Origin of the sequence: Thermostichus vulcanus str. 'Rupite' (assembly GCF_022848905.1) — a bacterium.
In the GTDB taxonomy this organism is placed as follows: domain Bacteria; phylum Cyanobacteriota; class Cyanobacteriia; order Thermostichales; family Thermostichaceae; genus Thermostichus; species Thermostichus vulcanus_A.
Map to the genome: position 1 here is coordinate 210,623 of NZ_JAFIRA010000001.1, position 16,789 is coordinate 227,411.

The 16,789-nt window shown below is 54.4% G+C and carries 13 protein-coding genes; 7 read left to right on the forward strand and 6 right to left on the reverse strand.

The features are described 5' to 3' along the window. Window positions 1–35: 35 nt before the first annotated feature. The 4 genes from JX360_RS00945 to JX360_RS00960 all read left to right on the forward strand — a co-directional run bounded on the left by JX360_RS00945 (window position 36) and on the right by JX360_RS00960 (window position 4,396). Window positions 36–878, forward strand: a complete 843-nt coding sequence (locus tag JX360_RS00945) for a nitrate ABC transporter ATP-binding protein (RefSeq protein ID WP_244348601.1) — start codon at window positions 36–38, stop codon at window positions 876–878. 218 nt (window positions 879–1,096) lie between these two features. Next, complete coding sequence (locus JX360_RS00950; protein ID WP_244348488.1) at window positions 1,097–1,687, forward strand: Uma2 family endonuclease; 591 nt, start codon at window positions 1,097–1,099, stop codon at window positions 1,685–1,687. A 77-nt stretch (window positions 1,688–1,764) separates the two neighbouring features. After that, the gene (locus tag JX360_RS00955; RefSeq protein ID WP_244348490.1) at window positions 1,765–3,942 is read left to right on the forward strand and encodes a molybdopterin oxidoreductase family protein; all 2,178 of its coding nucleotides are present in this window, start codon (window positions 1,765–1,767) and stop codon (window positions 3,940–3,942) included. After that, window positions 3,923–4,396, forward strand: coding sequence for a nitrate reductase associated protein (locus JX360_RS00960; RefSeq protein WP_244348492.1), 474 nt, complete (start codon window positions 3,923–3,925; stop codon window positions 4,394–4,396). Before JX360_RS00955 ends, JX360_RS00960 begins: the two co-directional genes overlap by 20 nt. A 236-nt stretch (window positions 4,397–4,632) precedes the next feature. Here JX360_RS00960 and purD read toward each other — a convergent pair whose 3' ends face one another. From purD to JX360_RS00975, 3 genes are all read right to left on the reverse strand, one after another. Then, window positions 4,633–5,931, reverse strand: coding sequence for a phosphoribosylamine--glycine ligase (gene purD, locus JX360_RS00965; RefSeq protein ID WP_244348494.1), 1,299 nt, complete (start codon window positions 5,929–5,931; stop codon window positions 4,633–4,635). A gap of 124 nt (window positions 5,932–6,055) precedes the next feature. Continuing rightward, window positions 6,056–7,276 carry a glycosyltransferase family 2 protein gene (locus JX360_RS00970; protein WP_244348497.1) on the reverse strand — a complete coding sequence of 407 codons (1,221 nt, stop codon included), beginning with the start codon at window positions 7,274–7,276 and terminating at the stop codon, window positions 6,056–6,058. Window positions 7,277–7,317: 41 nt separating this feature from the next. Continuing rightward, on the reverse strand, window positions 7,318–8,607 hold the full coding sequence (locus JX360_RS00975) for an HD domain-containing protein (protein WP_244348499.1): 1,290 nt from the start codon (window positions 8,605–8,607) through the stop codon (window positions 7,318–7,320). A gap of 68 nt (window positions 8,608–8,675) precedes the next feature. Between JX360_RS00975 and JX360_RS00980 the strand changes: the two genes are divergently transcribed. Continuing rightward, on the forward strand, window positions 8,676–9,686 hold the full coding sequence (locus JX360_RS00980; RefSeq protein ID WP_244348500.1) for an SGNH/GDSL hydrolase family protein: 1,011 nt from the start codon (window positions 8,676–8,678) through the stop codon (window positions 9,684–9,686). A gap of 64 nt (window positions 9,687–9,750) precedes the next feature. On the opposite strand, the gene JX360_RS00985 is transcribed toward JX360_RS00980, so the two are convergent. Both JX360_RS00985 and dapA read right to left on the reverse strand, forming a co-directional pair. Beyond that, on the reverse strand, window positions 9,751–11,595 hold the full coding sequence (locus JX360_RS00985; protein WP_244348502.1) for a ribonuclease J: 1,845 nt from the start codon (window positions 11,593–11,595) through the stop codon (window positions 9,751–9,753). Window positions 11,596–11,874: 279 nt separating this feature from the next. Continuing rightward, a complete protein-coding gene (dapA, locus tag JX360_RS00990; protein ID WP_341830508.1) occupies window positions 11,875–12,795 on the reverse strand; it encodes a 4-hydroxy-tetrahydrodipicolinate synthase in 921 nt (306 codons plus the stop codon). 280 nt (window positions 12,796–13,075) lie between these two features. On the opposite strand from dapA, the gene JX360_RS00995 reads away from it, so the two are divergent. Next, the gene (locus tag JX360_RS00995) at window positions 13,076–13,702 is read left to right on the forward strand and encodes a nitroreductase family protein (protein ID WP_244348504.1); all 627 of its coding nucleotides are present in this window, start codon (window positions 13,076–13,078) and stop codon (window positions 13,700–13,702) included. On the opposite strand, the gene JX360_RS01000 is transcribed toward JX360_RS00995, so the two are convergent. Further along, window positions 13,699–15,285: an NAD(P)H-quinone oxidoreductase subunit 4 gene (locus JX360_RS01000; protein WP_341830510.1), complete on the reverse strand. Its 1,587-nt coding sequence runs from the start codon at window positions 15,283–15,285 to the stop codon at window positions 13,699–13,701. The genes JX360_RS00995 and JX360_RS01000 overlap by 4 nt on opposite strands. Before the next feature lie 479 nt (window positions 15,286–15,764). On the opposite strand from JX360_RS01000, the gene JX360_RS01005 reads away from it, so the two are divergent. Next, window positions 15,765–16,643, forward strand: a complete 879-nt coding sequence (locus JX360_RS01005) for an isoaspartyl peptidase/L-asparaginase (protein ID WP_244348509.1) — start codon at window positions 15,765–15,767, stop codon at window positions 16,641–16,643. Window positions 16,644–16,789 lie beyond the last annotated feature (146 nt).

Consider the following 16,789-nt stretch of genomic DNA (forward strand, 5'->3'; position numbering starts at 1 on the left):
CCTTCACTCAGTTTATCTATCTTTTAACCATGATGATGACCGGATCTCGCCTTTCCTCTTCTGCTTTATCCTCCGTGCCTGTGGTACCGGGGTTGCCCCTCCTTTCTCTTCAGAATGTGGGTAAAACTTATCCAACATCTGGTGGGTCGTTTGTCGCTTTAGAAAATGTCAATCTAGAGGTGGGATCCGGAGAATTTATTTGTCTGATTGGCCACTCCGGGTGTGGCAAATCTACCTTGATGAATATGGTGGCAGGTTTTTCCACCCCTACCTGCGGTTCCATTACTCTCAAGGGCCAACCAGTGGGATCCCCTGGCCCTGATCGCATGATGGTGTTCCAAAACTATTCTTTATTACCCTGGCTTACGGCTTTTGAGAATATCTATTTGGTAGTGGATCAGGTTTATCCTGACAAGTCTCATGCTGAAAAAAAACAGATTGTTCAAGAACATCTGGATTTGGTGGGCTTGAGCGAAGCCGCTCACAAACGTCCCAAACAACTCTCCGGCGGCATGAAACAACGGGTGGCCATTGCCCGTGCCCTCTCGATTCGTCCAGAGGTGTTACTCTTGGACGAACCTTTTGGCGCCCTAGATGCGATTACCAAAGAAGAACTTCAAGAGGAACTGCTCGCCATTTGGCGAGATCATCGCTGTACCGTTTTGATGATTACCCATGATATTGACGAAGCCCTTTACTTGGCCGACCGAGTGGTGATGATGACCAATGGCCCTGCCGCCCATATTGGTGAGATCCTAACCATTCCCTTCGATCGACCCCGCATCCGATCCCGCATTATGGAAATGCCAGAGTTTTACGAACTGCGCAATTACGCCCTTGACTTCCTCTACCGCCGCTTTGCCCACCATGAGGACTAAACCGGACTCCAGTATTTTGCAAATTCGATACAACGTAAGGATACTTACAGCCCTTTGCGCCAAGAGCTGTCGGAGACACCAACATTGTCGTAGGAAACCCGCAAAAAGGCTGTAGCTCCACTCCCAATGGATGTTAGGCAGCTCATTTTGGGAGTTGACTAAAGAAAGAGCTGTAAGCTGGAAAGGAAAGGACTCAGCACACGTGGAGATTCAGGTCAATGGTCATTGCCGCGGTCCATTCAGATCAAAACCAGAAAACAGATCCCGAAATAGAGGATCTTTTCCTCACTTTGCCTAAAACCCTTGAAGAGTATCTGGCAAACCCAATAGACAAAACAGAGTGGGTAAATGATCAGATTGCAGAGAAGTCAGGGCAAACACTTATGCATGCAAAGATACAAACCCGACTTCTGATTCGCTGGTCTGATTATGTTGAAACTCAGCAGTTAGGGGGTATGGTGTTAGTCGAGGCTCCCTGTCAAACACGAGGTAGAGTTAGAAGACCTGATGTTGCTTACCTTTCTCCAGATTTGATTGAGCGATTCAGGGATGATGTAGCTATATTATCCCAAAGTCATCCATTGATTGGAGAGATTATTTCTCCAACTGACTTTGGGGAAGATATTTTTCTAAAGTCTCAAGAATATCTGGGTTCTGGGGCCTTGGAAGTTTGGCTGGTTTTCCCAAAAAGCAAGCATATTTTTATTCAAACTCAAGAGCAAAATCTTTGGCTGACTGAAAAGGAAACTGCCAAAACTCAGCTAGTGTTACCAGGATTTGAGATCGAAGTTGCTGAACTGCTGAGTTGAGGGATCCTTGAGATCTCAATCAATACCAGTTGAAGTCGAATTGCGGGTCATCCTCCCAGGAGTTGAGTCGGAAGTTGATGAGTCAACCAGTGATTAAAACCCAATGCCCCTATTGCGGAGTAGGCTGTGGATTAGAAGCCGTGCCGACCGCTTCGGGGGATTGGAAGATTAGAGGAGATCGAGATCATCCTTCCAGTTTGGGCATGGTGTGCGTGAAGGGTGCCACCGTTATGGAGTCGGTTAATCAAGATCGGCTGTTGTACCCGATGTTTCGGGAGCAGTTGGATCGCCCCTTCCGGCGCATTTCTTGGGAGCAGGCTTTTGACGAGATCACCTCTCGCCTTCAACATCTGAGAACCTCTCCAGATGCAATCGCAATGTACGGATCTGGACAATTTTTAACTGAAGATTACTACGTGGCTCAAAAACTCATCAAAGGCTGCTTGGGAACCAATAACTTTGATGCCAATTCCCGCCTGTGTATGTCTTCAGCCGTTTCAGGATATATGCAATCCCTAGGATCCGATGGCCCGCCCTGCTGTTACGAGGATTTGGATCTGTGTGATTTGGCTTTTTTGGTGGGTACCAATACAGCAGAATGTCACCCCATTCTCTTTAATCGGCTCAAAAAAAGACATCGGTTGGGATCCCCTCTCAAAATGATTGTGGTGGATCCCCGAAAAACTCAAACGGCAGAAGCTGCAGATCTCCATTTGGGTATTCGACCGGGTAGTGACATTGATTTATTCAATGGAATTGCCCATTTGCTCTTGCGTTGGGGGGAGATCGATAGCCTCTTCATCGAAGATTGCACGCAAGGCTTTGCTCGATATGCGGCCTTATTATCCAGTTATGAGCCTGAAACGGTGGCACAACGCTGTGGCATCTCGTTGGAGGATCTCATCCAGGCTGCCAAGCTCTGGCAGGGATCCCGAGCGGTTCTTTCCCTTTGGTCGATGGGTTTGAATCAATCCAGCGAAGGTACCGCCAAGATTTGTAGTTTGATCAACCTCCACTTAATGACGGGACAAATTGGCAAACCTGGCATGGGGCCCTTCTCGTTAACAGGGCAACCCAATGCGATGGGAGGTAGAGAAGCGGGTGGACTCTCTCATCTGTTGCCGGGATATCGCTCCGTGAGAAATTCTGCGCATCGGGCGGATGTAGAAACCTTTTGGGGGTTACCTAGAGGGTCTATATCTGCTCAACCGGGGCTGACTGCAACCGAAATGATCTCTGCACTAGAAGCGGGATCCCTAAAATTCTTTTGGATAGCGGCTACTAACCCTTTGGTGAGTTTGCCGGATCTGGAGCGAGTTAAAAAAGCCCTACGCAAGTCCCCTTTTACCATTTACCAAGAGGCTTATTACCCCACAGAAACAGCCGAATATGCTCATCTGCTTTTGCCCGCCTGTCAATGGAGCGAAAAAACAGGGGTAATGACCAACTCAGAGCGTCGGGTTACCCTTTGTCAACGCTTTCAGGATCCCCCCGGAGAAGCCCGACCGGATTGGGAAATCTTTGCAGAAGTGGGGCGTCGCTTGGGATTTTCCCAACACTTTTCCTTTCAGAATGCGGCAGAAGTCTATGCAGAATTTGTTGCCCTGACGGAAAATCGCCCCTGTGATCACTCTGGCCTTAGTCATTCTCTTTTGGCTGAAGCAGGCCCTCAACACTGGCCTCATCCGAAAGTGCAAACCCAGGCTAAAATTCAGGATCCGGCCCGACTTTATACCGATTTGCGCTTTCCTACTCCTGATGGCCTTGCTCGGTTTATTCCCTACCATTCCCGTGGATTGGCTGAGCCGCCGGATCCCCAATATCCGTTTGTATTGACCACCGGCAGAGTTTATGGCCACTGGCACACCCAAACCCGCACCGGCAGAATTGATAAAATCATCAAAATGCACCCACAGCCGTTTATTGAAATTCATCCTCACGATGCCGAAAAGCTAGCTCTTCAGGAGGGGGATCCGGTTCAGGTGCGTTCCCCCCGTGGGCAAGCCTATTTCCCGGCCAAGATTACCCGTGCCATTGCGCCAGGAACGGTGTTTGTGCCGATGCACTGGGGATCCCTGTGGGCCAACCAAGCGGAGTGCAATGCTCTCACCCATGACACCAGTTGCCCAGCCTCTGGCCAGCCGGAATTAAAAGCCTGTGCTGTTGCTTTGCGCAAAGCGGAGTCGTTTCCGTCAAAACAGGAGATCGAGCGGGTTGTACCTGAGGAAGGTTTGGATGTCTCTGTTTCAGTTTGAGCAAGAGTTTGCCGATTCTCTGCGCTGCATTCCCATGAGTGTACGCCTCAAGTTAGATGTGTGTGGGATCAAGCTCAAGCTGCATCAGTGGGGACGATTTTCAATTCAGCAAAAGCAGCAGTGTGTCAACTGGCCCTTTCAAACCCCCCAGGATATTGAACAATTTGGTAGCTATTTGCGGCAGGTGATCCGCTCTACCTGTCATGAGGAGGCCACAGAAATTCCCCCCGACCCACAACCCGAATGGCAAAATACCGATGGGATCCCGGTCAGTGTTCAACAAAAGGCCGAAGAACTGGGGATTCAGATAACCCTCGATTTCTGGAAAAACCTACAGGATCTGCAACGATTTGCCCTGATTAAACTGAGCCGCTCCAACCACGAAAACAAGAACTTTTTACCGGCCCTACAAGAATTGGGTTTGAAGCCGAAAAGTTTGAATGGGAATGGGTAAGCCCTCTGCTCTGTGGATGGACTGATTGACTGTCAGCATAGGTATTCTAGGGACCGAGGAGTTCTTGTTGAGGAACATAAACTAAAGTTGAGGATTTGATACTTGCATTGCTTTCTTGTTACGGGAAGCGCTATTTTTTAAGTATCAAAACCCTTTTCAATACGGTCTTTACTGGCCCCGGAGGCGCAATCCTCTGGGGTTCATTTTTGCGGGGTCATTTTTGTGCTGTAGATTCACTAAACGGGCACTACCCCCCGACGAACCGCGGCTCCCAGCGCTCGGCTGCCAATATCAGAACGACAATAGGCTCCGGCAAACTGCACCTGATCCACCGCTGCATAGGCTTGGCCCAAGGCTTCCGATAGATTGGCCCCTTGCCCTGTAATACACAAAACGCGCCCACCATCGCTGAGGAGCTGCCCTCCTACCTGACGGGTACCGGCATGAAACACCAAGGCTCCGGTTTGGGTAGCGGCTTCCAAGCCCGAGATCGGGATCCCCCGTTCGTAGTTGTCTGGATACCCTGGGGCTGCCATCACCACACAGGCGGCATAACCCGGTTTCCATTTCAGTTGCACTTGCGCCAAACGCCCCTCCACACAGGCCAGTAGCACCTCGTCAAGCGGGTTTTCCAGCAGAGGCAGAATCACCTGGGCTTCCGGATCCCCAAAGCGGCAGTTGTACTCCAGGACATAGGGATCCCCGCTGGGTGTAATCATCAGCCCGGCATAGATCACCCCTTGGTAAAGGATGCCCCGCTGCTGCAAGCCCCTCAGGGTGGGATCCAACACTTGGGCTTGAATGCGGGCTAGCAATTCGGGAGTTATCAGGTGATCTGCTGGAGCATGAGCCCCCATGCCGCCGGTATTCGGGCCGGTATCCCCATCGCCGAGGCGTTTGTAGTCCTGCGCAGGCAGCAGGGGTACACAGGTTTGGCCATCGGTGAGGGCCAGGATCGAAACCTCTTGGCCGCTGAGGAACTCCTCTATCAGTACCTGTTGGGAGCCGGAAGGATGCGCCAGGGCCGCCCGCACAGCTTGCACCGCCTCTTCCCGATCTTGGGCAATGGTTACCCCCTTGCCTGCCGCCAGCCCATCCACCTTCACCACCAGAGGGAAGGTCTGGGAATCCAGATAGGCCATAGCCGCAGCCAGGGCTGTAAAGCCCACCGCCTTTGCCGTTGGGATCCCCATTTCTTGCATCAGTTGTTTAGCCCAGAGCTTGCTGCCCTCCAGCTGAGCGGCTGCACGGTTTGGCCCGAAAATAGGCAGCCCTGCCGCTTGAAAGGCATCAACAATGCCCTCGACCAAGGGAACCTCTGGCCCCACCACCGTCAAACGGATCCCTTGCACGGTAGCAAAACGGACTAGACCTTCAATATCGGTCGCCGCTAATGCCAAAGACTGGCAGCGGGGCATCTGGCGTGTTCCCCCATTGCCTGGGGCACAGTAAACCTGGGTAACCTGTGGGGATTGCAACAGCTTCCAGGCGAGAGCGTGTTCTCGTCCCCCAGAGCCGATGACCAGAACTTGCATATCCTTGCTATCCCACCCCCTATTCCACCTTTGGTGAACCCAACTGGGGAGCACCAGAACTGCTCCAAACACCCCTCATTAGACCATGTTCGGTTGCCTACTGGAGGGAAAGACTATGGGGGTACTAGGGGGTGGCCAAAGAACGGCCCCGCCAGGTCCAGTTGTGTCCAGTGCTGGTACGAATCGCTGAGGCCAGAACAATGGCAGCCGTTACCCATCCCCCCACCGCTGTCAGCCACCAGTAGCGCAGCGGTAAATGGGCCCAATGTTTAAGGAGGAGTCGAATCCCCAATTGAGCCATAATCCCCGCCAAACTGGCCAACAGCACCCCCAGCGACTGAGTGGCCCAAGCGAGGATCAGTCCTAGCCAGGGCAGGCTACAAATCCCCAAAATAGTGACCATTGCCAATAGGGCCAGCACCCAATTGCGCTCCAGGCCCAAAAACCAATTTTTTGTCCACCCCTCCCAAAGGGCATCCCCATCGGCATACATACGGCTGCGAACCCGTGCCCCACCCAGACGGATCTTCAGGCCCAAGCCACTGGCCTTGATGCGCTGACCTAAGGTGACATCTTCCACCACCACATCCGCTACTCCGGCATGCCCCCCAATCTGCTCGTAAGCAGAGCGGCGAAACAACATAAACGGGCCAAAAGCAAACGCCTTAGAGCTGTTGGGATCATTGACGGCGGCAAAGTTGTACCCAACCGCCAGGATGGTCATCATAATCGGTTGCACCAGCCATTCCGCCAGACAACCACACACCAACTGCGGCCCCACCGTTACCAGACCACTGTTGGTTTCTAGAAGCTGCCAGAGGGCGGCCTCAATCGCGCCGGATTCCAGCCGCACATCACAGTCAAGAAAGAGCAGATAATCCGCTTCAATCATCGCCACTGCCTGGGCACAGGCCCAGTTTTTGCCCACCCATACTTGTCCTTGCGGACGGGGATCCCCCTTGAGTAGATGTAGGCGTGGACCATGGGGTTGTGTCATGCGAGCGGTGGCTAGGGTTTGCGCCAGCTCCCAGGTCGCATCTGTTGAGTCATCATCCACCAGCCACACCTGCATAGGGGCAGAGGTGCTCTCCAGGATACTGGTCAGGCAGTCCACCACGTTTTTGGCCTCGTTATAGGCGGGGACAATCACCGCCAGCCGTTCCATGGCCGCCGCCACTTCAGCCGCTTTTTCCTCCGGGACATCTGTTAGCCAAGGGGAAGCCCGCAAAGCCCGCCACAACCGTACCGCCACCAGCCCAATCAAGAGGGCCGTCAAGGACAGCACCCCCATGAGCAGGCCAGGGATCCCAGCCTTGATTGGCTCCCACACTAAGCCCCCCAACATGTCTTTCTCCCGCCAATTCACATCTGAAATTCTGAAATGCATTAGGCATACAGAAACCCTTCCACGATATCGCTATAGGGGCGGGGGAAGATCAACCAAACTTGTTGTTGGGTTTTCACCAGAGCGCGCACCAGGGGGGAAAGCTGGGCAATTTCTTCACAACCTCGCTCGGTTTGCAGCTGGATCCCTTGGGCATAAAGGCTGTAGCCCTGGGTATGAGCAGAGCGGATCCCGAGGTAACTTTCCGGATCCAGGCCCTCCCGCCGCATTTTTTCGCTCACGCTGGCAACCAAAGTTTGGCGGTCTTCTTCCGGCAAATGGGTGATGTTGCGGGCCTTAAACAGATCCCGATCCAGGTAGCGCCGTGACAAATCGGCCAAGATCGGATCCCGGCCCGACATAGCCCAAAAGCGAAAGGGATAGCTAAACAGCCCATCGTCAGCAGCCAAGTACAGGGGCAAAGGCAACTCAAAGGGATCCCCTTTTTGGGCAGCTATCGCAGCCCACAACCAGGCCGTCAGTACCGGATCCAGCTCAATTTCCCCCCTTTGCAGCAGCACCTGTGCGCGCTTAAACAGCCGATCCAAGATGAAGCGGGCACACAAACTTTTGGGATGTTGATACACCTGGGTATACATGAAGTAGCGCACCACCAGATAGTGTTCAATCGCTCCTAACCCTTTGCGGGCTGGAATGGAGAGGGATCCGGTTTCCGGGTCATAATCCATCACCGTGACAATCCGATCCAGATCCAAATGGCCGTATTGGGCACCCGTGAGCAGGCTATCCCGCATCAGGTAGTCGAAGCGGTCGCAGTCCAGTTGGCTGGAGATCAACTGCCCCACCAGAGGTAAGGGAAACTGCTTTTGCAACACCTGCTGCATCTGTGCCGGCAGCTGCGGATCGAACTCCGCCAGCAGAGTGGAAACTTGCGGATCCTCCCGCAAAATGCGCGCTGTCCAGGCTTCGTGGTGGCAACCAAAAATCTCTTCCCCGGCATGGCTAAAGGGGCTATGGCCAATATCGTGCAGTAGGGCAGAGGCCAGGGTCACCGCCCGATAGGGGCGCAACTCCGCATAGCGACGGGCCAATTTGTCGAACAGCCGCCGTGTGATGTACAACACCCCCACCGAATGGGTAAACCGGGATCCCTCCGCGCCATGAAAGGTGAAAAAGGCAGTATCCAATTGGCGAATGCGGCGCAAGCGCTGAAAAGCAGGCGTATCGATCAGGCGAATCAGCAGGGCTTCAACCGCATCCCCGCCATCGAGGCTGATGGCTCCATGCAGGGGATCGTGATAGGTTCGAGACTTGCAAAAACGCAGCGCCATACTCCCACCATCCTTCTTCCCTTCCCCATTCTTGGTTAGGATGCCCTAGTTGTTGATGGGTGTGTGACATGGGATCCCCAACCGGTAACCTGCAGTGGACATCCACAAGCTCCCTTGGTTTCATAAAGCTGGGGTTGATCTTGATCCTCAGCTTGAGTTTAGTCGCCTGTGCTGCAGCCTCTGAGTCGGTTCTGCCCACCCTGCCCAGTGTTATTCGCTATACCGCTCTAGGGGCTAGCGATGCGGTGGGGGTGAATGCCTCTGTGTCCTGCGATGGCCCTGCCAATGCCGCTGGCACCCGACCCCAACGCTCGGATCCCTTGCAGTGCCCAAATGGCACCGGCTATGTGCCCCGTCTGGCTCAATTGTTACCGGCGCCGGTTGAGTTGACCAATTTGGGGCGCTCCGGAGCGGTGATCAGCCCTGCTATTCAATCTTTGGGGGACTTTATTCCCGCCAACCTACTCCAGGATCAAGTGCCCCGCATCCCCCCCGATACCACCCTGATCACGATCTGGATTGGAGGGAACGACACCAACGCCATTACCCTGGCGGCTGCCCGTCTGGCTCTACAGGGAGGGGATCCCTTGCCGTTTATCGATCAACAAATTGACCAGTTTGCCGCCGACTATCAAACGCTGCTGCAATCCATTCGCGCCCGTGCCCCGCAAGCCCGCATTGTGGTGGCCAACCTACCCAACTTCGCCCTCATCCCTTTGGGGCTCCAGCAACCTGGCAGTGTGCGTCAACTGTTGGCGACGATTTCTCTCGGCCTCACCCGACAGGTGATCAACCCCCTCAGCCAGCAGGGGATCCCGGTGGTGGACTTGCTTTGTGATCCCCGCTCCTACAGCCGCGACTCCTTTTTCCCCGGCCCGATTGCCGATGGATTTCACCCCAACGACCAGGGCTACGCTGACCTGGCTGAAGCTTTCTTGGGAGCGATCCAACAACCTACCCCACCCCAAGTCAGCTGTCCTCCCTTTAGCAATCCGGGATCCCTGCAGTTAGATGTGGAGGAGATCCTCAGCGCCAGTGAGACGGAGTTCTTTCGGAGAAGTGTTCTCGGCAAAAACTAGGATCCCTGTGTCGAACAGGTTGAACAGAGGGATCCCGACAGTATTGATTGAGATTGCGTGTGGTTTAGGACGCCGCTACCGCTGCCGAGGAGCGTCGCCGCCGCCGAGTGGCATCGGGTAGCCGTTCTTGCCGAAGGTCGCCATCCGCAACGGGCACAGCAGGGGCTGATTCTTCCTCAGGAGATTGCACGAACACCACCACCGTCGGTTTGCTGCGCAGTTGTTCCCGCACAAAGCGACGCACCACCCGTTCTAGTTCACCCTTGAGCCCAGCCCAGTCGATATCCACACTGCCCCGCTCTAGGGAGCGTGCAAAACGAGACCATTCCTGCTTCAGGGTCTCCTCCAAGAGGGGTTTCAGAGCAGAACCTTTCAGATCTTTGGCCTCACCCGCCAAGCCAAAGGTTTGTACTTGTGGAGTGTAAAGCAACTGGCCGCTGCTATCCAGGCTGAGCACCACCGTCACCATGCCATCTTTGGCGATCTGCTGGCGCTCTTGGAGCACTCTGTCCATCACCACGCCCGCACGGGAATCATCGATCATTTGCAGGCCAGAGGGCACCTTATCGACGATAGCAATGCGATCTTGGCTAACCTCCACCACATCCCCATTGTCGACAATCACAATGTTTTCCCGAGGGATCCCCATGCTCATGGCGGTTTCGGCATGCTTGAGCAACATGCGGTACTCACCGTGGGTAGGCACGAAAAACTTGGGACGGGTGAGGGCCAGCATCAGCTTTTGATCTTCCTGGCAACCGTGGCCGGAGACATGCAAGCCTTTGTCTTTGCCGTAGATCACATTGGCCCCCAACTCCATCAGTTTGTCGATCACCCGCGACACCGCAATGGTATTGCCCGGAATTGGGTTGGCGGACCAAACGACTGTATCCCCAGGCTTAATTTGCAACTGGGGATGCTCACCGTTGGCAATGCGGGTGAGGGCGGCCAGCGGCTCTCCTTGGGATCCGGTGGTGAGAATGATCACCTGGTCATCCGGCAGGTTATTGATCACCTGCATCGGTTGCAGGGTTTCGTCCTTGCAGCGCACATACCCTAAGCGGCGGGCATGAGCCACCACATTCAACATGGAGCGGCCCAGCAGAGACACCACCCGCCCCTGTTGTTCAGCAACCTGGAGCACCAGATTCAGACGATGTACCGAAGAGGCAAAGGTGGTAATGATCACCCGCCCTTTGGCACCGGCAATCGCTTTGGAAAGACCGGGCAACACCGAGGCTTCGGAAGGGGTAAATCCCGGTACTTCCGCGTTGGTGGAGTCGCTAATCAAGCAAAGAACGCCTTTCTCCCCATGTTCTGCCAGCCGTTGCAGGTCAAAATACTCGCCATCCACGGGTGTATGGTCGATTTTGAAGTCACCGGTCTGGATAATGACCCCAGCGGGTGTATGCAGAGCCACGGTAAAACTGTCGGCAAACGAGTGGGTGTTGCGAATAAATTCTGCGAAGAAATGTTTGCTCAAGGGCACAATCTCACGGGGGGCAACGGTGCGTAATTCTGTACGGTTAAGTAGCCCCACGTCCCGTAATTTTTCTTCTAGTAAGGCCAGTGCTAATCTAGGGCCGTAAATAACCGGAATATCAAATTCCCGCAGGTGATACGGGATCCCGCCGATGTGATCTTCGTGGCCGTGGGTAACCACCATTCCCCGTACTTTGTCCCGGTTTTGCTTGATGTAAGTCATGTCCGGCAGCACGATATTGACCCCGTGCATACTTTCATCCGGAAAGGCCAAACCGGCATCCAAGAGGATAATGTCATCTTCGTAGCGGAAGGCCCAAGTATTCTTGCCAATCTCCCGTTCTCCCCCCAGTGGAATCAGCTGAACGGAGGCCGTGGAGGGCAAAGCTGCAGGACGAGAAGCAACAGGAGTGCGTAATGTTGGCATAAGAGTCTAGATCCTCAACAGTAAAACAAACAAAAAACTTGGAGTAGACTAAAACCCCAGCAAAAATGTGCGGATGCTGGATTCAGCTACTGCAGATCACCCGTTCCCCAGATTGAGAAACAGTGAAATCATGTCAGAGGCAAAATTGATCCACAGGTCAAACGCCACAAAAGAGCCCCATGCAAACCTCTCAAAACCTTAACCATAGTGGAGGCAAAACCTGAAAAGACGCAATCAAGATCACAATCAAGCAAGATCATCCAAGATTATCAACAACCACTAAGAAATATTTGCCGCAATTCGCTCGGATCCCTTCAACTCAGTCAACAGCCCCATCTCTTCCAAAACCTGTCGCAAAGCCTGTAAGGAACTCGCCTGCAATGGAGCCAAGGGTAAGCGCACCCGCCCCACCTTCCATCCCTGCATCTCTAGTGCTGCTTTGACTGGAACAGGGTTGGTTTCAATAAACAAAACCTTGAACAACGGAAACAGACGCAAGTGGTGAGCCAAAGCTTGGTCGTGCTGGCCCCTACTGTAGCTCTGGATCAACTCCTGCAACTGCAAGCCGACCAAATGGCTAGCTACACTAACCACTCCACTTCCCCCTAAAGACAATATCGGCAAGGTCAGAGAATCATCTCCCGAGTAGATGCCGAAGCGAGAGGGGGTCAGTCGCCGAATTTCCGAAGCTACATCCATCATACCACTGGCTTCCTTAATAGCGACAATGGTTTCCAACTCCGCCAAGTTCGCCACGGTTTCCGGTTGTAAGCTAGCCCCCGTCCGACCGGGAATATTGTAGAGCAGGATGGGGAGATCGCTGGCTTCAGCAATGGCCTTAAAGTGCTGATACAAGCCTGCCTGGGTAGGCTTGTTGTAGTAGGGCACCACTTGTAAAGAGCCATCTAGACCCAACTGGGCGGCTTTTTTGGTGGCTTCGATGGCTTCACGGGTGGAGTTGGAGCCCGTTCCAGCTATCACCTTGGCCCGCCCGGCCACGGCATCCCGCACCACCCGAAAGAGCTCAAATTCTTCCTGCCAGGTGAGGGTGGGAGACTCGCCTGTGGTGCCGCACACCACCAACCCATCGCTGCCATGGGTCACCAAATAATCGGCCAAACGAGCGGCTTCGTCGTAATTCAGCTCCCCCTCAGCGGTAAAGGGGGTAATCATCGCCGTCAGCACCCGACCCCAATTCACAGACTGTCTCTCCCCATCAACCACACCGCTCAGCGCAGAGTTCTTTTATGAACGCTACTGGCCTCTTCATCATAACTGCCCCTGGGTCAGGGATCCCGTCTGAGTCGATCCGGCTTGCGTCCCTATCGGCCCAGTCCATACCTCACGCATCGGCACAGGCTTAACAAACAGGAGGCAAACCATTCAGACGCAGAAGAATAGCTAGTGAGCCAATTTTGGCCTTAGTCTATGGGAAGCAAATTTGTCTTTTTTGCTCCTAACTCTGTGGAGGATCGATCCGATGGATGCCCTAACTGCTCTGAAAGAGCGCATCTCCGCCAACAAGTTTGACCCCAACCGCAGTTTATCCGCAGCAGAGATCAAAGAGCTGGTTGCCTATGCAACAGAAGCCCCTTCTGCCTACAACATTCAGCACTGGCGGTTTGTTGCGGTGACAGAGGCGGATGCGAAAGAGCGTCTGAAGTCTGTAGCCTACAACCAACAAAAGGTAGCAGATGCGCCCGTGGTTTTTATCATCCTGGGGGATCTACAGGGTTACGAAAAGATGCCTCAGATCGTTGCACAAACCGTTGCTGCCGGGATCCTACCGGCGGAACAAGGGGAAAGCTGGGTGAAAATGGCGCAAAGTGCCTACCTTAACAATCCCACACTGGCGCGGGATGAGGCGATTCGCTCCGGGGCAATGGCGGCCATGGCCTTAATGATTGCCGCTCAAGCGAAAGGGCTGGTGAGCGGGCCGATGATTGGGTTTGACCCGGAAGGGGTGAAGCGGGAATTCCACATTCCCGACCGCTATGTGCCGGTGATGTTGCTGCCGGTCGGATATGCCGCCCCGGGGAATTGGCCACGGAAACCCCGTTTGAGTGTGGATGAGGTGCTGGCCTTTGGGCAAGGGCGAGAGTTTTAGTCGTAGAGGGCGGGAGCCAAAGCCACCGTTTCGGTGGGTGGGGGGAGTTCTTGCCGCAGGGTGGCGACTAGAGCGTTGGTGGATTGGTCGTAGAGGGTGGTGACCAATTTTGGGTACAGCCCAATGCCAATAATCGGGATCAGCAAGCAGGCGATGATAAACACCTCTCGCGGTTCGGCATCCACCAGTTCCTCATGTTCAGTCAGGTCTTTGTTTTCCGGCCCAAAGAAGATCTGCCGCAACATGGACAGCAAGTAGATGGGGGTCAAGATCACTCCGACTGCCGCCAAGAAAACGATGACCACCTTAAAGGGGCCAGAGTAGGCATCCGTGGTGGCCATGCCGATAAACACCATGATCTCGGCCACAAAGCCGCTCATGCCTGGCAGTGCCAGAGAGGCCAGTGAGCAGGCGGTAAACATGGAGAAAATCTTCGGCATTTTCAGCCCCACGCCCCCCATTTCCTCCAGCTCCAGCGTGTGGGTACGGTCGTAGGTAGCTCCCACCAAAAAGAAGAGACTGGCCCCAATTAACCCGTGGGAGATCATCTGCAACATCGCCCCACTCATGCCGATCTCCGTCAGACAGCCGATGCCGATCAGCACAAAGCCCATGTGGCTGATGGAGGAGTAGGCGATTTTGCGCTTCAGGTTACGCTGCGCAAAAGAGGTCAGGGCGGCAAAGATGATGTTGACCACCCCCAACACGATCAACACCGGCGCAAAGTAAAGGTGGGCATCCGGGAGCATCCCCACATTCATACGCATAAGAGCATATCCCCCCATTTTCAGCAAGATCCCGGCCAGCAACATGTGGACTGGTGCAGTGGCCTCTCCATGGGCATCCGGCAACCAAGTATGCAGAGGGAAAATCGGCAGCTTCACCCCGTAAGCAATCAGAAAGGCCCCGTAAATGAGTAGCTGGAAGGTGAGGGGATAGGTTTTCTGGGCCAGATCCGTCATGTCAAAGCTGATGGTGTTGCCGTAGAAAGCCATGGCCAAAGCCGCCACCAAAATAAACAGGGAGCTGAGGGCGGTGTAGAGAATGAACTTGGTGGCCGCATAGAGACGGTTTTTCCCACCCCAGATGGAGAGCAACAGATACACCGGGATTAGCTCCAATTCCCACATCAGGAAAAAGAGCAACATATCCTGTACGGCAAACACCCCGATCTGGCCGCCGTACATGGCCAACATCAGGAAATAAAACAGGCGCGGCTTCAGGGTGACGGGCCAGGAAGCCAGGATGGCCAGGGTGGTAATGAAGGCGGTGAGCAGGATCAAGGGCATCGAGAGGCCATCAGCCCCCACCGACCAGCTCAGGCCCACCTGGGGTACCCAGCTATAGCGCTCAAACAGTTGCAGCCCGCTGAGGCTGGGATCATAGCCGTAGTAAAACCCGGCCAGCAAAATCAGCAGATCCGTGACCCCAATGAATAATGCAAACCAGCGAATCCGTTCCGCCAGCTTTTGGGCATGGGCACGGCTGTTGGGATCCCCTGCCGGAGCCGGGATCAACGGAATGAATAGGGAGGCGACAATCGGGTAGAAAATCACCGTCGTCAGCCAAGGAAACTCGCTCAAGCTGGGCAGTGCCATGAATGCAACCTCGTTACGCCAAGTTCACTCCAAACCACCAATACAGCCCTTTAATGCTCCGCATCCCAAAAGTAAACGCGGGTTTGCTACACCAACAGTTGTGTCCTTACCCTTTTACCCTATTTTGAAAGGGCTAGAGTGCTCCGCACCGCTGTCGCGAAGGGGATTCCCCCGTGCTAGGTGACTAGCAGTCGCGCTAGCGTGCCCTTCGCGCAAAGGGCTGTATCGGGGGATCCCTGTCGACGGTTCCGCGACAGCCCTTTACCAGAATCACCCCTGAGTATCGATGCTTAGCAAATCTACAGGATTATCTTAAGGCTCGAACTCCGGTTTCGAGGGATTTAGAGGGGATCCCTGAAAGCAGTCCCTATTGCATAGGGAGTAGGTGCAGTTGCGGATCGTTGTGCCCGAGAATGGATCCAGAAACCCAACCGTACACCTGCTCGCAAGGGATCCCAATCATCATGCCTCAGCCCAAACTGATCATCCACGGTGGAGCCGGTAGCGCCCTGGATGGGGAAAACAGTGTGGAAACTGTGAGGGGATCCCTGCGGCAGGTAGTGGAGAGCACCTATGAATTGCTGCGAGCAGGGCAAAGTGCCGAAGCGGCGGTGCTGCATGCCTGTCAATTGCTGGAGGATGACCCCCTCTACAATGCGGGTACGGGTTCGGTGCTGCAATCGGATGGACAAATTCGCATGAGTGCCGCCCTCATGAACGGGGCAAACCAGGCCTTCAGTGGGGTGATTAACGTCAGCCGCGTTCAACATCCGATTGTAATGGCCCAAGCCTTGCAATCTAGCCCCGACCGAGTGGTGGCCGAACAAGGCGCTGCTGAGCTGGCCCGGGAACTGAAATTACCTCTCTACGACCCGGCCACCTTGAAACGGGTTCAGGAATGGTTGCAGTTGCGCCAAGCTCATCCCCCGGCACGGGTGCTCACCTCTTTGGCGATGGGCACGATTGGCGCTGTTGCCCTCGATCAACAGGGGCAAATTTCTGTAGGAACCTCCACGGGCGGGCGGGGGTTTGAGCGCTTGGGTCGGGTGAGCGATTCGGCGACCCCAGCCGGAACCTATGCCAGTGCTGAGGCAGGGGTGAGTTGTACCGGCGTCGGGGAAGATATCTTAGATGAGTGCCTAGCGGCGCGGATTGTGGTGCGGGTGGAGGATGGCATGAGCCTAAAAGCGGCAGTGGCCAAGTCTTTTCAAGAGGCCCGCCAACGCAGCCGTGCCTTTGGGGCCATTGCCCTATCCCGATCCGGTGAGATTGCCTGGGAGACCACCACCGATATGCTCCTGGCTGCCTATCACGATGGGCAGGGGATCGGCTTCACGATCTGAAGGATTGATCTCGAGGATTTGATCTCAAGGATCGAGCCAACCCCAAGCTTGCGGAACTCCTCCTGGACAAGCCCGCCGCCGTTGGATAAGAGTGGAAATAGTACTTAAACAAACCAAGCCCACTCCCCAGTGGGCCACTATGGGAA